The organism is Blautia parvula (assembly GCF_020215665.1).
Classification (GTDB): domain Bacteria; phylum Bacillota; class Clostridia; order Lachnospirales; family Lachnospiraceae; genus Blautia; species Blautia celeris.
Genome location: NZ_CP084061.1, coordinates 5,067,656 through 5,090,814 on the forward strand (window position 1 = coordinate 5,067,656; position 23,159 = coordinate 5,090,814).

Annotated in this window: 17 protein-coding genes and 1 riboswitch; of the genes, 13 read left to right on the plus strand and 4 right to left on the minus strand. The window is 48.0% G+C overall.

Going from position 1 to position 23,159, the window contains the following annotated elements; genetic code table 11:
• Window positions 1-21: 21 nt before the first annotated feature.
• From LC508_RS23175 to pdxT, 5 genes are all read left to right on the plus strand, one after another.
• The gene (locus tag LC508_RS23175; RefSeq protein ID WP_103732502.1) at window positions 22-1,212 is read left to right on the plus strand and encodes a dicarboxylate/amino acid:cation symporter; all 1,191 of its coding nucleotides are present in this window, start codon (window positions 22-24) and stop codon (window positions 1,210-1,212) included.
• Between the two features lie 216 nt (window positions 1,213-1,428).
• Window positions 1,429-1,523, plus strand: a riboswitch (glycine riboswitch).
• Between the two features lie 116 nt (window positions 1,524-1,639).
• Window positions 1,640-3,094: an alanine/glycine:cation symporter family protein gene (locus tag LC508_RS23180; RefSeq protein WP_033139175.1), complete on the plus strand. Its 1,455-nt coding sequence runs from the start codon at window positions 1,640-1,642 to the stop codon at window positions 3,092-3,094.
• 249 nt (window positions 3,095-3,343) lie between these two features.
• Window positions 3,344-4,471: a polysaccharide deacetylase family protein gene (locus LC508_RS23185; RefSeq protein ID WP_033139090.1), complete on the plus strand. Its 1,128-nt coding sequence runs from the start codon at window positions 3,344-3,346 to the stop codon at window positions 4,469-4,471.
• A gap of 208 nt (window positions 4,472-4,679) precedes the next feature.
• Window positions 4,680-5,552, plus strand: a complete 873-nt coding sequence (pdxS, locus tag LC508_RS23190) for a pyridoxal 5'-phosphate synthase lyase subunit PdxS (RefSeq protein ID WP_033139089.1) — start codon at window positions 4,680-4,682, stop codon at window positions 5,550-5,552.
• On the plus strand, window positions 5,552-6,118 hold the full coding sequence (gene pdxT / locus LC508_RS23195) for a pyridoxal 5'-phosphate synthase glutaminase subunit PdxT (protein WP_103732503.1): 567 nt from the start codon (window positions 5,552-5,554) through the stop codon (window positions 6,116-6,118). The genes pdxS and pdxT overlap by 1 nt, the downstream gene beginning before the upstream one ends.
• A 67-nt stretch (window positions 6,119-6,185) precedes the next feature.
• On the opposite strand, the gene adhE is transcribed toward pdxT, so the two are convergent.
• Together adhE and typA are read right to left on the minus strand one after the other, a co-directional pair.
• On the minus strand, window positions 6,186-8,804 hold the full coding sequence (gene adhE / locus LC508_RS23200; RefSeq protein ID WP_103732501.1) for a bifunctional acetaldehyde-CoA/alcohol dehydrogenase: 2,619 nt from the start codon (window positions 8,802-8,804) through the stop codon (window positions 6,186-6,188).
• A 247-nt stretch (window positions 8,805-9,051) separates the two neighbouring features.
• Window positions 9,052-10,881 carry a translational GTPase TypA gene (gene typA, locus LC508_RS23205; protein WP_033139087.1) on the minus strand — a complete coding sequence of 610 codons (1,830 nt, stop codon included), beginning with the start codon at window positions 10,879-10,881 and terminating at the stop codon, window positions 9,052-9,054.
• A gap of 196 nt (window positions 10,882-11,077) precedes the next feature.
• On the opposite strand from typA, the gene LC508_RS23210 reads away from it, so the two are divergent.
• From LC508_RS23210 to hpf, 6 genes are all read left to right on the plus strand, one after another.
• On the plus strand, window positions 11,078-11,713 hold the full coding sequence (locus LC508_RS23210; RefSeq protein ID WP_033139086.1) for a single-stranded DNA-binding protein: 636 nt from the start codon (window positions 11,078-11,080) through the stop codon (window positions 11,711-11,713).
• A 128-nt stretch (window positions 11,714-11,841) separates the two neighbouring features.
• Window positions 11,842-12,330 (plus strand): cob(I)yrinic acid a,c-diamide adenosyltransferase, encoded by a 489-nt coding sequence (locus tag LC508_RS23215; protein WP_033139085.1) that lies wholly within the window; start codon window positions 11,842-11,844, stop codon window positions 12,328-12,330.
• Between the two features lie 76 nt (window positions 12,331-12,406).
• Complete coding sequence (gene dapA / locus LC508_RS23220; RefSeq protein ID WP_033139084.1) at window positions 12,407-13,297, plus strand: 4-hydroxy-tetrahydrodipicolinate synthase; 891 nt, start codon at window positions 12,407-12,409, stop codon at window positions 13,295-13,297.
• A 75-nt stretch (window positions 13,298-13,372) separates the two neighbouring features.
• Complete coding sequence (gene dapB, locus LC508_RS23225; protein ID WP_033139083.1) at window positions 13,373-14,131, plus strand: 4-hydroxy-tetrahydrodipicolinate reductase; 759 nt, start codon at window positions 13,373-13,375, stop codon at window positions 14,129-14,131.
• A gap of 230 nt (window positions 14,132-14,361) precedes the next feature.
• On the plus strand, window positions 14,362-14,823 hold the full coding sequence (locus tag LC508_RS23230; RefSeq protein ID WP_052098831.1) for a hypothetical protein: 462 nt from the start codon (window positions 14,362-14,364) through the stop codon (window positions 14,821-14,823).
• Window positions 14,824-15,032: 209 nt separating this feature from the next.
• Window positions 15,033-15,572 carry a ribosome hibernation-promoting factor, HPF/YfiA family gene (gene hpf, locus LC508_RS23235; RefSeq protein WP_033139286.1) on the plus strand — a complete coding sequence of 180 codons (540 nt, stop codon included), beginning with the start codon at window positions 15,033-15,035 and terminating at the stop codon, window positions 15,570-15,572.
• 64 nt (window positions 15,573-15,636) lie between these two features.
• On the opposite strand, the gene LC508_RS23240 is transcribed toward hpf, so the two are convergent.
• Both LC508_RS23240 and LC508_RS23245 read right to left on the minus strand, forming a co-directional pair.
• Window positions 15,637-16,986, minus strand: coding sequence for an ABC transporter substrate-binding protein (locus LC508_RS23240; protein WP_103731367.1), 1,350 nt, complete (start codon window positions 16,984-16,986; stop codon window positions 15,637-15,639).
• Window positions 16,987-17,027: 41 nt separating this feature from the next.
• Entirely contained in the window at window positions 17,028-19,034 is a 2,007-nt protein-coding gene (locus LC508_RS23245) for a beta-galactosidase (RefSeq protein WP_054350678.1), read from the minus strand.
• 270 nt (window positions 19,035-19,304) lie between these two features.
• Between LC508_RS23245 and LC508_RS23250 the strand changes: the two genes are divergently transcribed.
• Both LC508_RS23250 and secA read left to right on the plus strand, forming a co-directional pair.
• Window positions 19,305-20,318 (plus strand): GntR family transcriptional regulator, encoded by a 1,014-nt coding sequence (locus tag LC508_RS23250; RefSeq protein WP_033139283.1) that lies wholly within the window; start codon window positions 19,305-19,307, stop codon window positions 20,316-20,318.
• A gap of 142 nt (window positions 20,319-20,460) precedes the next feature.
• Window positions 20,461-23,031: a preprotein translocase subunit SecA gene (gene secA, locus LC508_RS23255; protein WP_103731365.1), complete on the plus strand. Its 2,571-nt coding sequence runs from the start codon at window positions 20,461-20,463 to the stop codon at window positions 23,029-23,031.
• The last annotated feature ends 128 nt before the right edge of the window (window positions 23,032-23,159 follow it).

A 23,159-nucleotide genomic window follows, 5' to 3' on the forward strand; every position in this document is an offset into this window, starting at 1 on the left:
AAAAGAGAGAGGAGAAATGAGATGAAAAAATTATTCAAAAGCCTTCCTGTGCGTCTGCTGATCGGAGTAGTCCTGGGTATGGTCATCGGCCTTATTGCCAATGAGGCTGTCATGAATGTGGTGGTAACTGTCAAATACATTCTGGGGCAGGTCATCACCTTCTGTGTACCGCTGATCATCATCGGATTTATTGCGCCTTCCATTACCAAGATGGGAAACAATGCCTCCAAAATGCTGGGGGTGGCACTGGCAATCGCCTATATTTCCTCCATCGGAGCCGCGTTTATGGCTATGGGAGCGGGATACGGGCTGATTCCCCATCTGTCCATACAGTCTGAGGTGGAAGGACTGAAGGATCTGCCCGGCGTGGTGTTTCAGCTTGATATCCCGCAGATCATGCCGGTTATGAGCGCGCTGGTGTTCTCCATTATGCTGGGACTGGCGGCAGCGTGGACGAAAGCCCGCTACACAACGGCCATTCTGGATGAATTCCAGAAGATCGTGCTGAAGATTGTAACCAAATTTATTATCCCCATTCTGCCGTTCTTCATCGCTTCAACCTTCTGCGGATTGGCATATGAAGGGACGATCACAAAACAGCTCCCTGTTTTCCTGAAGGTCATAGTCATCGTTATGGCAGGACATTACATCTGGCTTACACTGCTGTACGTCATAGCCGGTGCATATTCGGGAAAAAATCCGCTGGAAGTGCTGAAATATTACGGCCCCGCGTATCTGACTGCCGTAGGTACCATGTCAAGCGCAGCTACTCTTGCAGTAGCGCTTGAGGGTGCCAGAAAATCAAAGGTTCTCAGAAAAGATATGGTGAACTTCGGTATTCCGCTATTTGCCAATATCCATCTGTGCGGCTCTGTCCTGACCGAAGTGTTCTTTGTCATGACAGTGTCAAAAATACTCTACGGCGAGCTGCCGTCTGTGGGTATGATGGTTCTGTTCTGTATGCTTCTGGGCATATTCGCCATCGGAGCACCGGGTGTGCCGGGCGGTACGGTTATGGCGTCCCTGGGACTGATCACAGGTGTCCTTCTCTTTGACGAGACAGGTACCGCGCTGATGCTCACCATCTTTGCTCTGCAGGACAGCTTCGGAACCGCCTGCAATGTAACGGGCGACGGTGCCCTGACCCTGTTTTTGACAGGATACGCTGAGAAACACCATGTGGAGGAGCAGGAGCTGAATATAGAATTCTGATAAGTATCTCCCCGGAAAAAATCCGGTTCTGCGCGCGGGCTGTATATCATGCAGTCCGGCGCATGAAACCCCGGAGAAAGCAGAAAGGACTGCAATCGCCGCATAGTACATGCAGTTCAGGTACTGTACTGAAAAAAACACATAGAAACGGATGTCTTTTCGGAAAAAACACTTGTGTTTGCAGGGCGAATATGATAAAGTATAAAACGTTGTGAAAGCAACGGCTCTGGAGAGTCTCAGTAAGAGCGCCGAAGGTGTACAGCAGTTTCATCAGCTGCCAATCTCTCAGGCAAAAGGACAGAGTATACACAGATAATATCTTGTATATGTTTTGTCGTACTCTTATGGAGACTGTGGGAAGCCACAGTCTTTTTTTGTTTCGTTATAAACGGAAGAAAACAGAAAAAAAGAGAGGACGGAAGAAAAAATGTTACAGGTAATTTTGCAGGAATTGAATCGCTTTATCACTTGGTTTGATCAGGTAGTGTGGGGACCGCCACTGATCATTTTGATCCTCAGCACAGGTATCTATCTGTCTGTGAGGATGGGCTTTTTACAGATTCGCCATCTGGGAAAAGCACTGAAATTCATGGTTAAGAATGAGAATGGCGGAAACGGCGAGGTGACCAGCTTTGGTGCCCTCTGTACAGCCATGTCAGCTACTATCGGCACAGGAAATATTGTAGGAGTGGCAACAGCTCTTGCGGCAGGCGGGCCGGGGGCACTTTTCTGGATGGTACTGGCAGCCTTTTTCGGAATGGCAACCAAATACGCGGAGGGTGTGCTTGCCATCAAATACCGCACCATTGACGGGGACGGCCATGTGCTGGGCGGACCATTTTATTATATAGAAAACGGCATGGGAGTCAAATGGAGGTGGCTGGCCAAAATCTTCGCGTTCTTCGGAGCCGGCGTGGGCCTTCTGGGGATTGGTACCTTTACCCAGGTAAACGGTATATCCTCTGCTGTGTGCAACTTTTTTGACCCGGAGAAAACAAACACCATATCTGTATTCGGCGGCAGTTATTCCATAGCAACCGTCATTGCAGGGCTGATCCTGACCGTGTGCGTTGGTCTGGTGATCATCGGCGGGCTGAAAAGGATCGCGCAGGTTTCGCAGATTGTAGTGCCTTTTATGGCTGTATTGTATTTTGGATTTGCATTCATTATCCTTGTGACACATCTGGGAGCAATCCCGGCGGCGGTTGTGTCCATTGTGAAAAGCGCCTTTTCCGGCAGTGCGCTGGCAGGGGGAGCCATGGGTACCATGATCGTTGCCATGCAGAAGGGAATCGCCAGGGGTATCTTCTCCAACGAGGCAGGCCTCGGAAGCGCGCCTATAGCTGCAGCGGCAGCACAGACAAAATCACCGGTGCGCCAGGGTCTTGTATCCATGACAGGTACCTTTATTGACACCATTGTAATATGCACCATGACAGGTCTTTCCATCGTTGTGACCGGAACCTGGAACACCGGACTGGAAGGGGTGGCGATCACAACAGCGGCATTCCAGAAGGGGCTGCCGTTTCCGCCGGTTGTGGCGTCAGTGGTCCTCATGGTATGTCTGGTATTCTTTGCGTTTACCACCATCCTGGGCTGGAATTATTATGGGGAACGCTGTATTGAGTATCTCTTTAACAGAAACAGAAAAGTAGTCCGGGGATACCGCTGGCTGTATATCCTGGCAATCTTTATCGGGCCTTACATGACGGTGCAGGCTGTGTGGAATATTGCGGATATATTCAATGCCCTCATGGCCTTCCCGAACCTGATTGCGCTGGCGGCTCTGAGCCGTGTGGTGTTCGCGGAGACAAAGGCTTATTTCGGAAATGCAGATGATGTAAAAGAAGATTTGACGCCGGAGGTGCCGGCAGAATCATAACATGGTCCGGAGGAAAAAACAGGTGCCCGCTGCTCAGGCAGGCATGATTTTTTTCCTCCGGACTTTTTATACAAAATAATTGGATAAAAATAGTAAAGATTAGGCTATGCAAACTCACAGAAATGTATTATAATAAGAACAAGATAATTTATCCGGTTTAAGGAAAATTAAGAGATTTGCTGTTGCAACTTGTCGAGAAAAAAGGTATCATGAAATGGAATATCTAGTGTAAGTGGAGATGGGAGTATAATGATGGAAGACGAAAGAGATCTGGAGTACGAGCGGCGGAGACAGGAACGCATGCGCAGACGAAGACTCGAAAAGAAACGGCAGATGCGCAGAAGAAGGATCATGCGCCTGGTAGCCATGGCAGCAGTGCTGGTGTTGGTGATCGGACTTGTGGGAACGGGCATACATAAGCTGATTTCGGGCAAGACAGGGGTACCGAAAGAGGGAACAGTGGAGGTGAAAGCCCAGACTACCACCCAGGAAGACACATCAGCGGCAACGAAACAGCCGGTCATGAGCGCGGCAGATTTGTCGAAGATGACATCCTCCGGTGTGATGGGATGGCAGCAGGATGACAAGGGCTGGTGGTACCGCGATACGGACGGAACCTTTTTCAAGAACGGCTGGAAGGAGATTGACGGTTCCAAGTATTATTTTGATGAAAACGGCTACATGAAGACCGGATGGCTGGAACTTGACGGGGAAGACTACTTTTTTGATGACAGCGGAAAATACGACGAGACTAAGAAGCGTCCCATGGTGGCTCTGACTTTTGATGACGGTCCGGGGGAATATACGGAAGCCCTGCTGGATTGTCTCACAAAAAACAATGCGAAAGCTACCTTTTTCATGCTGGGGCCTCAGGCGCAGGCATATCCTGAGATTGTGAAGGATTTAAAGGATGCCGGAATGGAGCTGGGCAACCACACATGGAGCCATGAGAATCTGACTACCTTAGGCGCCAGCGGGGTAACAGAGGAAGTGACAAAGACCAATGAGGCGATCAAAAACGCAGCAGGAGAATCTGCAACGGTTATGCGTCCGCCGGGAGGCGCGTATAATGAGGAAGTGCAGGCTGCCATCGGAATGCCTCTTATCATGTGGAGCATAGATACAAAAGACTGGGCAACCAAGAGCGAGGACCAGACGTATCAGGTGACTGTGGACAATGTAAAGGACGGCTCTGTAGTCCTGATGCATGATATCCATGAATGGTCTGTGAACGCGGCAATCCGCGCGATTCCGGAACTGGTGGAACAGGGCTACAAGCTGGTGACCGTAAGCGAACTGGCAGAGGCTAAAGGCGTGAAACTGGAAAACGGTGCGGCTCATTACTTCTTTGGGGAAGGCGAGCAGCAGGTAGAGTGATACATAACCTCTCAGGCAGTAATGTCTGGGAGGTATTTTTTTCTCTTTTGACAAAACTGGTATGGTTAAAAATATTAAAACTGGCATTTGTAAAAAGGACAGATGGCGGCTATAATTCATAACAACATAAATTTACAAAAGGTTTTCCCGAAAAGCAGCATAAAAGTCTGTCAGGATACTCTGTGGGAAGACGGAAAGGGAGTTAAAAATGGAAGACAGATACCAGTTAAATAAGGAGCTTGCACAGATGCTGAAGGGCGGTGTCATCATGGATGTGACCACACCGGAGCAGGCAGAGATTGCGGAGAAGGCAGGGGCCTGTGCTGTCATGGCGCTGGAAAAGATACCTGCGGATATCAGAGCAGCAGGCGGTGTGGCAAGGATGAGTGATCCCAAGATGATCCGGGGAATCCAGGCCGCTGTATCCATACCGGTTATGGCAAAATGCAGAATCGGACATTTTGCGGAGGCACAGATCCTGGAGGCTATAGAGATTGACTACATAGATGAGAGTGAAGTCCTCTCCCCGGCAGATGATGTGTATCACATAGACAAGAGAAAGTTTAAGGTGCCTTTTGTGTGCGGGGCCAAGGATCTGGGTGAGGCACTGCGCAGAATCAATGAGGGCGCATCCATGATCCGCACCAAAGGAGAACCTGGCACAGGCGATATTATCCAGGCTGTGCGCCATATGCGCATGATGCAGTCAGAAATGCGCCGGATCACTTCCATGGAGGAGGATGAACTGTACGATAAGGCAAAGGAGCTGGCAGTTCCCTATGATCTGCTGATGTATGTGAGGGAGCATGGAAAACTGCCGGTAGTGAACTTCGCGGCAGGCGGTGTGGCAACTCCCGCGGATGCCGCGCTGATGATGCAGCTCGGCGCAGAGGGGGTATTCGTAGGTTCCGGTATCTTCAAGTCCGGCAATCCCGAGAAACGGGCAGCAGCCATTGTGAAGGCCGTCACAAATTATAAAGACGCAAAAATGATCGCGGAACTCTCCATGGATTTGGGCGAAGCCATGGTGGGAATCAATGAGCAGGAGATTGCGCTTCTCATGGCGGAGAGAGGCAAATGATGCGGGCAGGTATTCTGGCACTTCAGGGTGCCTTTGCAGAACATAGAAATATGCTGGAACGTCTCGGAGCAGACTGTGTGGAGATTCGGCAGCGGACTGACTTCCGTGAAAATCTGGATGCGCTGGTCCTTCCGGGAGGAGAGAGTACAGTCATGAAGAAACTGCTCACAGAGCTGGAGCTTCTGGAACCGATCAGGAAAAGCATAGAGGCTGGCATGCCTGTCATGGGGACCTGTGCCGGGCTGATTCTGTTGGCAGAAAACGTGGTGGGAGGGGAGCCCTGCTTCGGAACCATGCCGGTCACTGTCAGGCGGAACGCCTATGGCAGACAGTTGGGAAGCTTTCAGACAGTGGAGGAGATGAAGGGTGCAGGACAATTTCCCATGACCTTTATACGGGCGCCTTATATTGAAGAAGTCCGTGATGGTGTGGAGGTCCTTGCAGTCACAGGAGGTAAGATTGTGGCAGCCCGTTATGGCAGACAGTTAGGTCTGGCCTTTCATCCGGAACTTACCGACAACCCGGATATACACAGGTATTTTATAGAAGAGATCTGCAGAAAATAACATGCCTGCAGGGGAGTTTAGGAAGGGGAGGTCCGTTTGCGGACCTCCCTTGTAGATTCAGGATTTCTTATTCCCCGTAATAAGCCTTGAGATAGAGTTCTTTCATCTCAGACATCAGCGGATATCTGGGGTTGGCGCCGGTACACTGGTCATTGAAGGCGTCCTCCACCATTGCGTCCAGAGTGGCCAGGAAAGCTTTTTCTTCCACGCCGTATTCCCGGATCGTCCGTTTGATCCCGACTCTTTCTTTCAGCCGGGCAATGGCTTCGATGAAATTTTCAAACACTTCATCATCGTTTTTGCCCTTGATGCCGATGAAGCGGGCAACCTCGCAGTATCTCTCCTTTGCGTGAGGATAAGGATACTGGGAGAAGGTTCCCATCTTAACGGGAGCCGGGTCCGCGTTGTAGCGCATGACAAGCTCGATCAGCAGGGAGTTGGCGATGCCGTGCTGGATATGGTGGTAGGCACCAAGTTTATGCGCCATGGAGTGGCAGATGCCGAGAAACGCATTGGCAAAGGCCATACCTGCCAGGGTGGAGGCATTTGCCATCTTCTCCCTGGCCACCGGGTCGGCAGCGCCGTTCTCGTAAGCGGACGGCAGATAATCAAATATGAGCTGGACAGCTTTCAGTGCAATACCGTCCGTATAATCTGTAGCCATGATGGACGCGTATGCTTCCAGGGCATGGGTCAGCGCATCAATACCGGAGGAACTGGTCAGTCCCTTTGGCTGGCTCATCATGAAATCCACGTCTATGATCGCCATGTTGGGAAGAAGCTCATAGTCCGCGATGGGCCATTTGGTTCCGGTGGTCTTGTCTGTGATGATGGCAAAGGGTGTTACCTCTGAACCTGTACCTGAAGAGGTGGGGACAGACACCATCATTGCCTTTTCTCCCATTTTCGGGAATTCGTAGACTCTCTTGCGGATATCCATGAAATCCATAGCCAGATCCTCAAAGCTGCATTCCGGGTGTTCATACATAAGCCACATGATCTTGGCTGCGTCCATGGCAGAACCGCCGCCCAGGGCAATGATCACGTCAGGGCCGAAGGCATTTAACTGCTCCAGGCCTTTCTGGGCGCACTGCAGGGTGGGGTCAGGTGTTACATCGAAGAAGCAGCTGTAAGGAATGCCCATCTCATCCAGTTTGTCCGTAATGGGTTTTGTGTGGCCGTTCTGGTAGAGGAATGTATCAGTTACCAGGAAGGCTTTCTTTTTGCCGTATACATTCTTCAGCTCATCGAGAGCCACCGGCAGACAGCCTTTCTTGAAATATACCTTTTCCGGGACTCTGAACCAAAGCATGTTCTCTCTCCTTTCGGCAACGGTTTTGGTGTTCAGCAGGTGCTTCACACCCACGTTTTCGGATACAGAGTTGCCGCCGTAGGAACCGCAGCCCAGGGTCAGGGACGGAGCCAGCTTGAAGTTGTAAAGGTCACCGATTCCTCCGTGTGAGGACGGGGTGTTGACCAGGATGCGGCAGGCCTTCATGCGGTCTGCGTGCTGTGCCATCTTCTCCGTCTGGGACGGATGGATGTACAGGGATGCAGTATGTCCATAGCCGCCGTCTTTGATCAGCTGGTCAGCCATGTCAAGTGCAGTATCAAAATCCTTTGCCTTATAGAGGGCAAGGACAGGTGATAATTTCTCATGTGCAAAAGGTTCTGAGACATCCACAGAAGTCACTTCGCCGATCAGGATCTTTGTCTCTTTCGGTACTGTGACACCTGCCATCTCAGCAATGACTGCCGCGGGCTGGCCCACAATCTTGGGGTTTACAGTCCCGGCTTCTGTCAGGATGATCTTGCGTACCTTGTCAAGGTCTGTCTTATTCAGTACATGGCAGCCTCTTTTAACAAATTCCTTCTTAACATCATCGTAAATGTCGGCAATCGCAGTGACAGACTGTTCGGATGCACAGATCATACCGTTGTCAAAGGTCTTGGAATGGATGACAGAATACACGGCAGTGGGGATGTCACAGGAACTGTCCATGATGACAGGTACATTGCCCGGGCCTACGCCGATTGCCGGTTTCCCTGAGGAATAGGCGGCTTTCACCATTCCGGGTCCGCCTGTGGCCAGAATAACATCCACGGATTTCATCAGTTCATTGGAGAGTTCAATGGTAGGTTCTTCAACCCAGCCGATAATGCCTTCCGGTGCCCCTGCTTTTACAGCGGCATCCAGCACGATCCTGGCGGCTTCAATGGTACACTTTTTGGCTCTCGGGTGGGGACTGATGATGATGGCATTTCTGGTTTTCAGACAGATCAGACATTTGAAGATAGCTGTGGATGTGGGGTTCGTGGTGGGGATGACCGCGCCTACGATACCGACAGGTTCAGCAATCTTTTTAATGCCGTATGAGGTGTCCTGTTCCACCACGCCGCATGTCTTTACCCGCTTATAGGTGTTGTAGGTATACTCCGCTGCGTAATGGTTTTTGATGACTTTGTCCTCCACAATGCCCATTCCGGTCTCGGCAACAGCCAGTTTTGCCAGCGGGATACGCTGTTTGTTCGCTGCCATGGCTGCCTCAAAAAAGATTCTGTCAACCTGCTCTTGCGTGAAGGCGGAAAACTTTTTCTGTGCTTCTTTCATGGAAGCGATTCGCTGCTGCAGTGCTTCCACGCTGTTGATGGGTTCCGGGGCTTTGTTCTCTGGTTTTTTTGCCATAGAAATCCTCCTTAAAATATTTGGTTTTTGGTTTGAGCCCTTACTCATTTTGAAGTACGTGAAGTTTTATGTTCCGTCTTGTCGGTTTGTGTAGATTATTTTACCATGAAATGGAAGATAAGACAACAAAAAAGAATTAGTATTTTGCATAAATTAATAAAAGTCTGAATATTACAGAATATTCTGAATAATAAAGACAAAAAAACACCGCCAATGCCCGTAAGGGAGATGGCGGTGTCTTCTGTTTTTATTTTTTATATCCTTCGCGTTTGCGCAGGCGGGAATCCAGGGTTTTCTTGCGGATTCTGAGGGACTTGGGAGTCACCTCAAGAAGTTCGTCTGTGTCAATGAACTCCAGAGCCTGCTCCAGACTCAGAACTTTGGGGGGAGTCAGCTTCAGGGCTTCGTCGGCGGAGGAGGAACGCGTGTTGGTCAGATGTTTCGTCTTACATACGTTCAGTTCGATATCCTCCGGTTTGGCGCTCTCACCGATTACCATACCGCTGTATACCTTCTCGCCGGCACCGACAAAAAGTGTACCTCTGTCCTGGGCGGAGAAGAGGCCGTAAGTAACGGTCTCGCCTGCCTCAAAGGCAATGAGGGAACCCAGCTTGCGGTAGAACATGTCGCCCTTATAAGGGGCATAGCCGTCGAAGGCAGTGTTCATGATTCCGGTGCCTTTTGTGGAGGTGAGGAAATCACCGCGGAAGCCGATCAGTCCTCTGGACGGGATATGGTATTCCAGACGGACGGTTCCGTCACTTGAGGGGCTCATGCCCTGCAGTTCACCTTTCCGTTCGTTTAATTTATTGATGATGGTTCCGGAGAATTCTTCGGGTACATCAATGTAGGCAATCTCGATAGGCTCCATCTTTTTGCCGCGCTCATCTTCATGGTAGATGACCTCTGCTTTGCTGACTGCGAATTCATAGCCCTCACGGCGCATGTTTTCAATCAGGACGGAGAGATGAAGCTCGCCTCGGCCTGATACTTTAAAGCAGTCAGTGCTGTCGGTATCCTCCACACGAAGGCTCACGTCAGTGTTCAGCTCGCGCATCAGGCGCTCCCTTAAATGGCGGGAAGTGATGAATTTACCTTCCTGACCTGCCAGGGGGCTGTCATTTACCAGGAAGTTCATGGAGATGGTCGGCTCGGAGATCTTCTGGAACGGAATGGCCTCAGGGTTTTCCGGTGAGCAGAGCGTATCGCCGATATGGATATCCGCAATACCGGAAATGGCTACAATGGAACCGATGCCGGCTTCTTTTACCTCTACCTTTCCGAGTCCGTCAAATTCATAGAGCTTGCTGATCTTTACTTTTTTCTTCTTGTCCGGGTCGTGGTGGTTTAAAAGGAGTACCTCCTGGTTCACGGAGATGGTACCGTTCTCCACCTTGCCCACGCCGATACGACCTACATATTCATTGTAATCAATGGTACTGATGAGTACCTGTGTGCCTGCGTCCGGGTCTCCGGTGGGAGCGGGGATGTATTTGAGAATCGTCTCAAATAACGGCTCCATATTCTCCGGTGAGTCGGATAAGTCCAGAACTGCATGGCCGGCTTTTGCGGAGGCATACAGGAACGGACAGTCGAGCTGGTCGTCTGAGGCATCCAAATCCATGAGAAGTTCCAGGACTTCATCAATGACTTCGTCAGGGCGTGCCTCCGGGCGGTCGATCTTATTGATACATACAATGACGTGCAGATCGAGCTCCAGAGCTTTTTTCAGTACGAATTTTGTCTGGGGCATGGCACCCTCGAAGGCATCCACCAGCAGGATAACGCCGTCCACCATTTTCAGGACACGCTCCACTTCGCCGCCGAAATCAGCATGGCCCGGTGTATCTATGATATTGATTTTTGTATCCTTATAGTAAATTGCTGTATTTTTAGAAAGTATCGTGATACCGCGCTCGCGTTCAATATCATTGGAGTCCATGACGCGATCCTGGACCTCCTGGTTTTCGCGGAAGACACCGCTCTGTTTCAGAAGCTGATCCACCAGCGTTGTTTTGCCGTGGTCAACATGGGCAATAATTGCTACATTTCTGATGTTTTCTCTTTTCGTTTTCATAAATAACCTCTTTTCTAAAGGAAAAACCGCTGATTTACGGCTAAATCCAGTCACATTTTATCACACTTATGAGTAAATACAAAGCAGAAATAAATATTTTTTCAAAAAAAATAAAAAAAGTTGTTCTAAAAAAAGTATAGCCAGAATAAATATGATATAGACAAAATACAAGTCAGAGGAAGGGGTAAATAATTCAATGGCAGATAAAATAATTGAAAACAATCAGGTATCCATCATGGGAGCCATCGCATCGGAGTTCGAGAAAAGTCACGAGGTATATGGGGAAGGATTTTACATGGTGGATGTGCTGGTCAAGCGTTTGAGCGGTTCCGAGGACAAAATACCGCTTATGGTTTCCGAGAGACTGGTGGATGTGACACAGAGCTATATCGGCGAGTACATACAAGTGCAGGGTCAGTTCCGCTCCTACAACAGGCATGAGGAGAAGAAAAACCGGCTGGTTCTCTCTGTGTTCGTGCGGGAACTGACCTTTGTGGAGGAAGAGGACGAATCCATAGAGACCAATCTCATCGAACTCAATGGATATATCTGTAAGCCTCCGGTCCACCGCATGACTCCGCTGGGCAGGGAAATTGCAGACATCCTGCTGGCTGTCAACCGGCCTTACGGAAAATCCGACTACATACCGTGTATCTGCTGGGGCAGAAACGCTAATTTCGCCAAATCCTTCGAGGTGGGCGGACGCCTGCATATCTGGGGCAGGATCCAGAGCAGGGAATATATTAAGAAGCTGAGTGAGACAGACACAGAAAAGCGGATCGCCTACGAGGTGTCCGTAAGCAAGCTGGAGTATGGGGAGACATACAGCTAAAACGGCAGAATGACTGCCTCCGAAATAAAAGAAGCCTGAGATTCCAATATTGCATTATTTGGCCATGTGTAGTAATATATACACAACTCTTAAATAAAGCGTCATAGAATCCGCAAGAGGTGTAATGTATGGAAAATGAAGGATTAGTGCAGATATACTGTGGACCCGGCAAGGGCAAAACCAGTGTGGCCATCGGGCAGGCAATACGCGCTGTCGGCCACGGGAAGACTGCCATTGTCATTCAGTGCCTGAAAGGAAGAGCAACTTCCGAACTGGATTACCTTTCTGTTCTGGAACCGAATGTAAGACTGTTCCGGTTTGAGAAGAAGGATAAGTATTACGAAGACCTGACCGACGAAGAGAAGCAGGAAGAGAACTGCAATATCAGGAATGGCCTTAACTATGCCAGAAAGGTATTGGTTACGCAGGAATGCGACATGCTGATTCTGGACGAAATTCTGGGAGCAGTGGAATTCGGTATTATAACCGAGGAAGAGGTGGAGGAACTGATCCGGACCAAGGATGAGGAGACAGAGCTGATCCTGACCGGAAATGTGGTTCCGGACCGTCTGAGGGAGGCAGCCGACAGGGTGGTTTCTCTGGAGGTTATAAAATAAAGGCTGCGCAGGCAGCCCAAAAGTTGCAGTTGACACAGGAAGAAAAAGCAGGAATGCAGACATAAGGAGGAGAAAAATGGCTATTTTTACAGGTGCAGGTGTGGCGATCGTTACACCTATGAAAGAAAATGGTGATGTAAATTTTGAAAAACTGGGAGAAATCCTGGAGGAACAGATTCAAGAGGGAACGGATTCCATTGTAATCTGCGGAACTACAGGAGAGTCTTCCACACTCACCCATGAAGAACATCTGGAGACCATTAAATACACAATCGACAAAGTGAATAAGAGGATCCCGGTAATCGCAGGAACCGGCTCCAACTGTACGGAGACAGCGATCTACTTATCCACAGAAGCTGAAAAGTATGGTGCAGACGGAGTTCTTCTTGTAACTCCTTACTATAATAAGGCTACTCAGAAGGGCCTCATTGAACATTACACGAAAATTGCCAATTCTATCAAGATTCCGGTGATCCTCTACAATGTGCCGAGCCGTACCGGCATTAATATCCAGCCTAAGACGGTTGCATATCTGGTGGAACATGTGGAGAATATTGTAGGTATCAAGGAAGCTTCCGGTGACATCGCGCAGGTTGCTGAGATGGCTGCCCTGACAAGAGGAAAGCTTGATATCTATTCCGGAAACGACAACCAGATCGTACCGCTTCTTTCCCTGGGCGGAAAAGGTGTTATCTCTGTGCTTTCCAACGTTGCACCGAGATTCACACATGATATGGTAGCAAAATATTTGAACGGAGACATAAAGGAGAGCTGTGATATGCAGCTTGATGCCATGCCTTTGATCAACGCTCTGTTCTCGGAAGTTAACCCGATCCCTGTAAAAGCCGCCATGAATCTTATGGGCATGGAGGTAGGTCCGCTTCGCTCACCGCTGACTGAGATGGAGGAGGCCAACAAGGAAAAACTGAAAGAGGAAATGGTAAAGTTTGGTCTGAAGCTGGCATAAACCAAACCATATCCGATTCGTAAAAAGACGGTAACTGTGAAGACCTGTGAAATCGTTACGAAAGAGGAATAAAAGATGATCAGAATAATTATGAGCGGCTGCAACGGCCATATGGGTCAGGTCATATCCGGACTTGTGAAGGATGACCCGGAGGCAGAGATTGTGGCAGGCATTGACCTTGTAGATAACCGTGACAACGGATATCCGGTGTTCACGAATATAAATGACTGTGATGTGCAGGCGGATGCCATGATCGATTTTTCTTCCGCCAAAGCCACGGAAGCTGTCCTGGCCTACTGTACGGCTAAGAAGCTGCCTCTGGTTCTGTGCACCACAGGGCTTAGCGAAGAGCAGCTTGCACAGGTGGCGAAGGCTTCCGAGAGCACAGCAGTGCTTCGCTCTGCCAATATGTCCCTGGGTATCAATACGCTTCTGAAGCTGGTGCAGGAGGCCGCAAAGGTTCTGGCCGGTGCCGGCTTTGATATGGAGATTGTAGAGAAGCATCACAACCAGAAGGTAGACGCGCCCAGCGGGACAGCGCTGGCACTGGCAGACAGCCTGAATGAGGCTATGGACAACCAGTACCACTATGTATATGACAGGAGCCAGACGCGCGAGAAGCGTGACGCTAAGGAAATCGGTCTGTCTGCTGTCCGCGGAGGCAGCATCGTGGGAGAACACGAGGTGATCTTCGCAGGTCCGGATGAGGTGATCGAATTCAAGCACACAGCCTATTCAAAAGCCGTATTCGGCAAAGGCGCTGTGGAGGCTGCCAAGTTCCTGAAGGGAAAAGGCCCGGGCATGTACAACATGAGCAATGTGATCAATGGATGATTTATAACGGCAGGTGTATACTGCCGCTGTTGTGGACGCATTTTTAAAATTAAATTTTGAACCGCCGTAAGACTGTACAGATGCAGTGTTGTTTTACGGCGGTTTTTCCATTTTCTCCGGTATATGCGCGCATACATAAATTCTCACGGAAACGCACATATTAATCGTGACAGTAAAAGGTGCGAGGTGCCTTTTATCGTTAAGTACAAAGAGGAAAAGGAGAAACAACCATGCGTAAGATGAAGAAACTTTTATTAAGTGTCCTTCTGGCAGGTGTACTGTGCATGACAGCCGGCTGCGGTGCCACAGACAATGGCGGCAGCAACGCAGCCACAGAGGACAGCAAAGCCGGTGACAACAAAGCCGGTGACAATAACGCCGGTGACAACAAAGCCGGTGACAACAAGGCAGGCGACAACAAGGCAGACGACAACAAGAACGGAAACAAGGACGCCAATACCAATGATAACGGCGCAGCCAATGACACAGGTACAGGAAGCGGAGAGGCCGGCACAGGCGACGGCATGGTAGGCGACCTGGGAGAAGACATCAAAGACGGTGTGGAAGACCTGGGCGATGATGTGAGAAACGGAGCAGAGGATGTAGGCGATGCAGTGGAAAATAACGCTGGCAATGCCACAGACAACAATACCGGAAATAATACCAACAATACGACCACAAACACTCCGTAATCTTTGTATGCGGCAGATACACCGGGAAACCGGGTATCTGCCACTACATATAGTATATGGAAAAGTAAGGAAACAATACTCTATACAAAAAACTTATAAAGGTTAAAATTTTCTAAAAACTGTTGAACAAACGCGGGAATATTGATATAATAAGAATACATTACAGGAGTAAAGGTCCTGTAAAATACACGTTAAAGGGGTTGGACATCATGAAGTTTATTATAAGCGGAAGAAACATCGATATTACGGACGGATTAAGAAGTGCGGTAGAGGACAAGCTTGGAAAGCTGGAAAAATTCTTCACAGATGACACCGAGATTCATGTAACACTGAGCGTAGAAAAAGAACGTCAGAAAATTGAGGTGACTATTCCAGTAAAAGGTAATATCATCCGCTCTGAACAGGTGAGCAACGATATGTATGTCTCCATCGACCTGGTAGAAGAAATCATCGAAAGACAGTTACGTAAATATAGGAAAAAAATCATCGACAAAAAACAAAACGCAGGAACCTTCCAGCAGGCATTTATCGAGAAGGATTTTGAAGATGAGAACACCAATGAGATTAAGATCATCCGTACCAAGAAATTCGGATTCAAACCCATGTATCCGGAAGACGCATGTGTACAGATGGAACTTCTGGGACACAACTTCTTCGTATTTTTGAATGCTGAGACGGAAGAAGTGAATGTTGTCTATAAGAGAAAAGGAAATACTTACGGACTGATCGAGCCGGATTTTAGTGAATGATCAGTAAGTAATAAAAAGGCTTCGGAGAAATCCGAAGCCTTTTTTGACGGAAACATTGGTAAGATTATTTTGAAATATTAAATTCAGCCGTCTCCTGAGCGGTCTTAAGTTCATCATCCAATGAAGCGTTCTCCTGTATGACATTTGAAAGAGCAGTGCACATGGCATCCCTGGCATCGTAGTAGAAGGGGCTGGTTACACTGGATGGGATCTCAGAGGAATATTCAACAATTTTTTTGTAAATAGCATCATTGCCAAAAAAGTCAACAGGCTGTTCATAAATTGATGATTCCCCGGCAGGCAGCCATGTAGACAGAGCGCCTTTGGACAGGATGTCATCGTAAAGTTCCTGACTTCCTGCAAAAGTAGATTTAAAGAAATCCTGAGCCAGTTTTTTGTTTTGACATTGGGAGGTGATCGCCCATGTTGAACCGCCGTTGCTGGAATAATTAGTTGCGTTTGGTGCGCTGTCAAGGCGCGGAAGGTTGGTTACAGCCCATTTTCCTGACTGGTCTTCTTTGGCTTCAACGGAAGCTATGATCCAGCAGCCATTCATGGCGCTTGCAACAGTGCCGTTGTTGATGGAGGCAATATACTGGTCCCAGCCGGGCATTTCTTCCAGGGTTTTGTCCTTTACCATCTGTACATAGATTGACATACATTCTTTTAGGACATCATTCTGATCCAGATTCGGGCTTCCATCTTCCAGGAAGAGCGAGGCTCCGCAGGACTGCAGCATCATCATAATGATATCAGGAGTTGCGGATTTTGCCGTAAGCATAGGCTGTCCTGTCTTCTCTTTTACTATTTTAGCTTTTTCCATATAATCAGACCATGTAATATCTGTAAAATCTTCCACTGTGAATCCGGCCTGTTCCAGATAATCCGTGCGTATGCAGTTAACAGCAGTTCCGCTGTCAAAAGGGATTCCCATATTTTTTCCGTTTACTATGGAGTAAGAGGTCTTGGCTGCGGAAAACTGGGAGAAATCAATACCTGAGTCTGTTAAATCGGTAAAAATTTCGGGATAATTCTGTGCAAATTTCTGAAAAGAGGCATCCTGAATCAGGAATATGTCCGGCAGAGCGTCCAGCTCCCCTGCGTTAGCAATAGTGGTAAGTTTTGTCTCAATATCCTGGGACTCAATTTCTGTAATATCCACATGAAAACCCTCGTGTCCGTCTGCTGCGTATAATTCGGCGGCTTTATTGATGGCGTAAATGTTAAAGTTGGGGTCCCATGTCCAGACTGTCAATGTATTGTCAGCAGAAATATTTGAAGTGTTTTCTTCCGGGGTATCACTATTTGAAGTGTTTTCTTCCGGGGCGGATGACGGAGCCGGTTTTTTGCCGCAGGATGATGCTGAAAAAACCATAAGACCGGTGAGTATGACTGCGATTATTTTTCTTTTCATTGTAAAAACCTCCTATCTCTACAACAAATATCCGTTTTTAGTTATTCTGCCTCCATAACCTCTTCTAGGATCATGCACTGGCGGGGAGACATGGAAACCAGGCCTGACTTTCTGCATTCGCTTATGATGTCATAATAGAATCTATCCAGATTTACATTTACGGCTTCATTATTGTGATTCATGAGGAATGTATACTTTTTTCCTTCTTTGGCGCGGAAGGCTATTTCCACATTTTCAGGCAGGCTGTATTTTGGAATGTTCAGACTGCAGCAGATGTCTGTCAGCAGTTTCCGGATAAATGCATGCTCCGGACTTGTACCAATGTAATAGGCATGTCCGTCACCATAAGCGTTGACGGTCACACATGGTGTGTCACGGTAAAAATCATCTCCGTAAAGACCAATAACGCTTGCCGTTTCCAGGCGGATGAGGTCACAGATTTCTCCGCATTCGTATCTGGAACCATCATTTAAAACGATACTGTTTTTCATATCAGGGTACATACCGTCTATCTCTTCAACCCAAAGACCAAGAATATCGCGGAAAGCACCCGGGTAGCCGCCCAGTATTACATTGTCCGTTCTGTCTGTAATACCGCTCAGGAAAGTGGTGATGAAGGTACCGCCTGTGTTTACATAGTCTTTTACTTTTTCGGAAAATGCAGGGGAACACATGTAAAAACACGGTGCGGCGATCAGATCATATTTCTTGTCCATGCAGGTAGATTCACAGACGATATCTACGGATATACCCATTTCGTAAAACGCGCGGTAATATTTCAAAACCTGGTCATAATACTTCAGATGGCAGTTATGGATCGCTGACCCCTCGATGGCCCACCAGTTTTCCCAGTCAAACAGGATTGCAGCTCTGGCATCCGGCATAGCGCCCTCCACAGTATCTTTCAACCGTTCAAATTGTTCACCAAGACGAATCAGTTCGGCTCCCATTCTGGTGTCCAGTCTTCCGCTGTGGGGAACCATGGCGCCGTGAAACTTTTCTACACCGCCTCTTGATTGTCTCCACTGGAAGAATAGGTTGCTGTCAGCGCCGTGGGCCGTACTCTGCCAGCAGATATCGGCAACTTCTCCGGGACGCTTCACAGGGCCGTAATCTTCCCAGGAGATATTACCCGGATTTTGTTCCATCATATAAAAGGGCTGTGATTTCATGGAGCGCATCAGGTCGTGGATAAAGGCTGGTTTATACATGGGAGTATGGATCGTGGGATAGTTATCCCAGGAAATTACATCAATCGCTTTGGAAACTTCCCAGTAATCATAAGTCTTTACCAAATCAGAAAAATTGTTGGTGACGGGGAGGCTGGAGTACTTCCGTATCTCTTTTTTCTCATTTTCAATACAGGAACGGACACTGCTGCTCATAAAACGCATGTAATCAATGTACTGTCCCTGGAAACAGGCCACATCCCGCCCTGCCAGCTGGTTCTTTTTAATATCTGTGAGATAGCTGGGGGGAAGTATTTGGGAAAAATCAGTATATGTATGTCCCCAAAATGCAGTATTCCATGCAGTGTTGACAGCATCAATGTCCTCATATTTCCTTTTAAGCCAGTTACGGAATTCCTCTGCGCAGGCCGGACAGTAGCAGTAAAAATGGTATTCGTTATTGATGTGCCACAGTTTTACGGCAGGGTGATGCCCATAACGTTTTGCTAATTCACCGGCGATCCTGGCAGAATATTTTCTGTATACGCTGCTGTTGGGACAGATCTTTTCACGGGATCCACCCTGGACTCTGCGTCCTTCAATATCCACATGCATAATATCAGGATATTTTTGTTCCAGCCAGTAAGGCATTGCTGTTGTGGGGGTTGCAAGAATAACATCAATATGTTCCTGGTATAATCTGTCAAGAATTCGATCCATCCATTCAAATTGAAATACACCGTCTTCCGGTTCCAGCTTCGGCCATGCAAAGACACCCAATGTAACACAGTTTACATGCATTTCTTTCATGAAACGGATATCTTCCTCTATCGTTTCGGGTTCCCATTGTTCTGGATTATAGTCTCCTCCATACCACATAATTTTCTCCTCCTTTTTACGATGGAATATGATTCTTTGGTGTACCATTTATTAATTGGTATACTAAAATGATAATACCAATGAAGATAAAAATCAACCAAATATTTATAAAATATGTACCAATAGTGTGGGCAAAAAATTGTTTAATTGTAACATATAACAGTCAAAACAGAATGTGCTGTTGCTTAATATGGTACATTATTGGTATAATACTTAATAAAGGACCATGTTTGGGAAATGATAGATGGAAAATGAATAAGGAGACCTTAGATGATCGATAAAGATAAAAACAAACCAATTTATAAACAATTAGTGGATGAGATTCTGGAAGATATTAAACAGGGAAGATTAAATCCTGAGGATAAACTGCCTACAGAAAGGGAATTGGCCGAACGACTGGGGATTTCCAGGGGAACAGTTAAAAAAGCATATAAGGAACTGGCTGATAACGGAGTGATCGAAGTAATACAGGGAAGCGGCTCGTATATCCATAATAATACAATAATGACTGGGAATGAGAAAAGGATGGCCGCAATTGAGCTGCTGGATGACCTTCTTGATACACTGGAAGACTGGAATTTTTCAATTTCGGAAATCCTCAATCTGATGAATATAAGCCTTGCAAAGAGGGAGGGAGGAAACGGAGGACTGCGTGTGGCAGTGATTGACTGTAATGCGGAGTCACTGGAAATCTTCAAAAAGCAGCTTCTTTACATACCGGATATCAGCATATCGGCTTTTTTAGTGGAGACAATTCTGCTGGATGATAACCCGCAGGCACTGCTGTCCAGTTATGATTTGATTCTAACGACAACCACACATTATGAACAGGTGGCGGAGCACATTGGAGAACAGAAAAATATTCTGGTGAAGGTCGCCGTAGCACCCAGCAGAGATACCATCGTGAATATTTCCAGACTGGATCCTTCTTCATCCGTTGGTATTTTCTGCAGAACCAATAAGTTTGCACAGATTATTACAGATCAGCTTGCTTATTTCCTGCCAAAACTGAAATCTGTCAGCACCCACTTTGAGAACACCTTGTCCGTGGAGGCAGACGGCATGCTGCTGGGACAATATGATGCCATTGTCATTAATCCTGATTCCATATTGCTGGAACAGCGGATAACAGACGGGCTGCTGGAACAGTATATTGCGAAAGGCGGAAAGGTCATACCGTTTCACTATTTGATTGACAATGGCAGTCTGATTTATCTGGAGGAGCGGATAACGGCAGTCCTGAAAGAAAAGCATTTGGGCCGGGACATGGAGCAGTCCCATTGAGCACCCGCTTTTTTTTGTTGTTTTCAAAGAAAGAAAGTGTTACAATGTAAAGTAATGTGGAATAATATCCACGAAAATAGGTTTCCCTAATTTACGGAAAATCTGTTGCAGTCTGAAAATTGGAAAATTAGGAGCATAAAACATGAGTTTAGTTCAAAAAATGTTTGGAACCCACAGCGAGAGGGAATTAAAGCGTATTACTTCCACTGTGGACAAAATCGAAGCTCTGCGCCCCACCATGCAGGCGTTAAGTGACGACGAGCTGCGCGGTAAGACCAGAGAATATAAAAAACGTCTGGAAGAGGGAGAGACACTGGATGACCTGCTGCCGGAAGCATTTGCCACGGTGAGAGAAGCTGCAAAACGTGTGCTGAACATGGAGCACTACAGAGTGCAGCTCATCGGCGGTATCATTCTTCATCAGGGCCGTATAGCCGAGATGAAGACCGGTGAAGGTAAGACCCTTGTCTCCACACTTCCCGCATATTTAAATGCGCTGGAAGGCAAAGGCGTACACATTGTAACCGTCAACGATTACCTGGCACACCGTGATGCGGAGTGGATGGGCAAGGTGCATGAGTTCCTGGGACTGACCGTAGGTGTGGTTCTGAACTCCATGAAAAATGACGAGAGACGTACCCAGTATGCATGTGATATCACGTATGTGACCAACAACGAGCTGGGATTTGACTACCTTCGTGACAATATGGTGATCTACAAAGAGCAGCTTGTACAGAGAGATCTGCACTATGCTATCATCGATGAGGTTGACTCCGTGCTGATTGATGAGGCCAGAACACCTCTTATTATTTCCGGACAGAGCGGAAAGTCTACCCGTCTCTACGAAGTCTGCGATATTCTGGCAAAACAGCTGGAGCGCGGTGAGGCCAGCGGGGAAATGACGAAGATGACAGCCATCATGGGCGAGGAGATCATCGAGACCGGAGACTTCATTGTCAATGAAAAGGACAAGATCGTCAACCTGACCGAGCAGGGTGTCCACAAAGTGGAGAAATTCTTCAGCATTGAAAACCTGGCTGACCCGGAGAACCTGGAGATCCAGCATAATATTATTCTTGCACTTCGTGCCCACAACCTTATGTTCCGCGACCAGGACTATGTGGTAAAAGATGACGAGGTCCTGATCGTAGATGAGTTCACAGGACGTATCATGCCGGGACGCCGTTATTCAGACGGTCTTCACCAGGCGATTGAAGCGAAAGAGCATGTGAAGGTGAGAAGAGAGAGCAAGACACTTGCCACTATTACCTTCCAGAACTTCTTTAATAAATACAACAAGAAATCCGGTATGACCGGTACTGCCCTCACGGAGGAAAAAGAGTTCCGTGACATTTACGGCATGGACGTTATTGAGATCCCCACCAACAGACCGGTGGCCCGTATCGACAATGACGATGCTGTTTATATGACTAAGAAAGAAAAATTCAATGCCGTTGTGGAGGCCATCAAGGAAGCCCATGCCAAAAAGCAGCCGGTGCTTGTGGGTACCATCACAATCGAGACCTCCGAGCTTTTAAGCCGCATGCTGAAACGCGAAGGCATCCAGCACCAGGTATTGAACGCCAAGTTCCATGAAATGGAGGCTGAGATCGTAGCCCATGCCGGTGAGGCGGGTACGGTTACCATTGCCACCAATATGGCCGGCCGTGGTACGGATATTAAGCTGGACGATGTGTCCAGAGAGGCAGGCGGTCTGAAGATCATCGGTACAGAGCGCCATGAGTCAAGACGAATTGACAACCAGTTACGAGGCCGTTCCGGACGTCAGGGAGACCCGGGTGAATCCCGCTTTTACATTTCCCTGGAAGATGATCTGATGCGTCTGTTCGGTTCCGAGAAGCTGATGTCCGTGTTCAAATCCCTGGGCGTTGCGGAAAATGAACAGATTGAGCACAAAATGCTCTCCAGTGCCATCGAGAAAGCACAGAAGAAGATCGAGGGCAACAACTACGGAATCCGTAAGAACCTGCTGGAATATGACCAGGTTAACAACGAGCAGCGTGAGATCATTTACAAAGAGAGACGCCGGGTTCTGGACGGAGAAAACATGAGGGAATCCATCTACAAGATGATCACCGATACCGTGGAACACGCGGTTGACATGTGTATCTCCGATGACCTGGATTCTGAAGAATGGGATCTGGGAGAACTGGACAGCGTTCTTCTTCCCACAATTCCGCTGGAGCCGATCACAAAAGAGAAAGTAAAAGGTCTGAAGAAGAACCAGTTAAAACAGAATCTCAAAGAAGAGGCAGTCAAGCTCTACGAGGAGAAAGAGGCAGAGTTCCCGGAACCGGAGCAGCTTCGTGAACTGGAGCGTGTCATCCTTCTGAAGGTGATCGACCAGAAATGGATGGATCACATTGATGATATGGACCAGCTCCGCCAGGGTATCGGCCTGCAGGCATACGGCCAGCGCGATCCAAAGGTAGAGTACAAGATGCAGGCTTATGAAATGTTTGACACCATGATTTCCGCTATTCAGGAGACCACCCTGCGTCTGCTGTACCACGTAAGGATCGAGCAGAAAGTGGAGAGAGAGCAGGTTGCCCAGGTGACAGGTACCAACAAGGACGAATCAGGTCCTAAGAAACCGGTGCAGCGCGCAGAGAAAAAGGTATATCCAAATGATCCCTGCCCCTGCGGAAGCGGTAAGAAATACAAACAGTGCTGCGGCAGAAAGCCGGTTTAAACAGTACGCACAAAAGACCACAGTAAGATACGGGGCTGTTACATCCGGAAATTATCCGGGCTGCAACGGCCCCGGTATATGTCAGCACACGGGTATGTATGAAATACATCCTATGTGAGCAGGAAGGT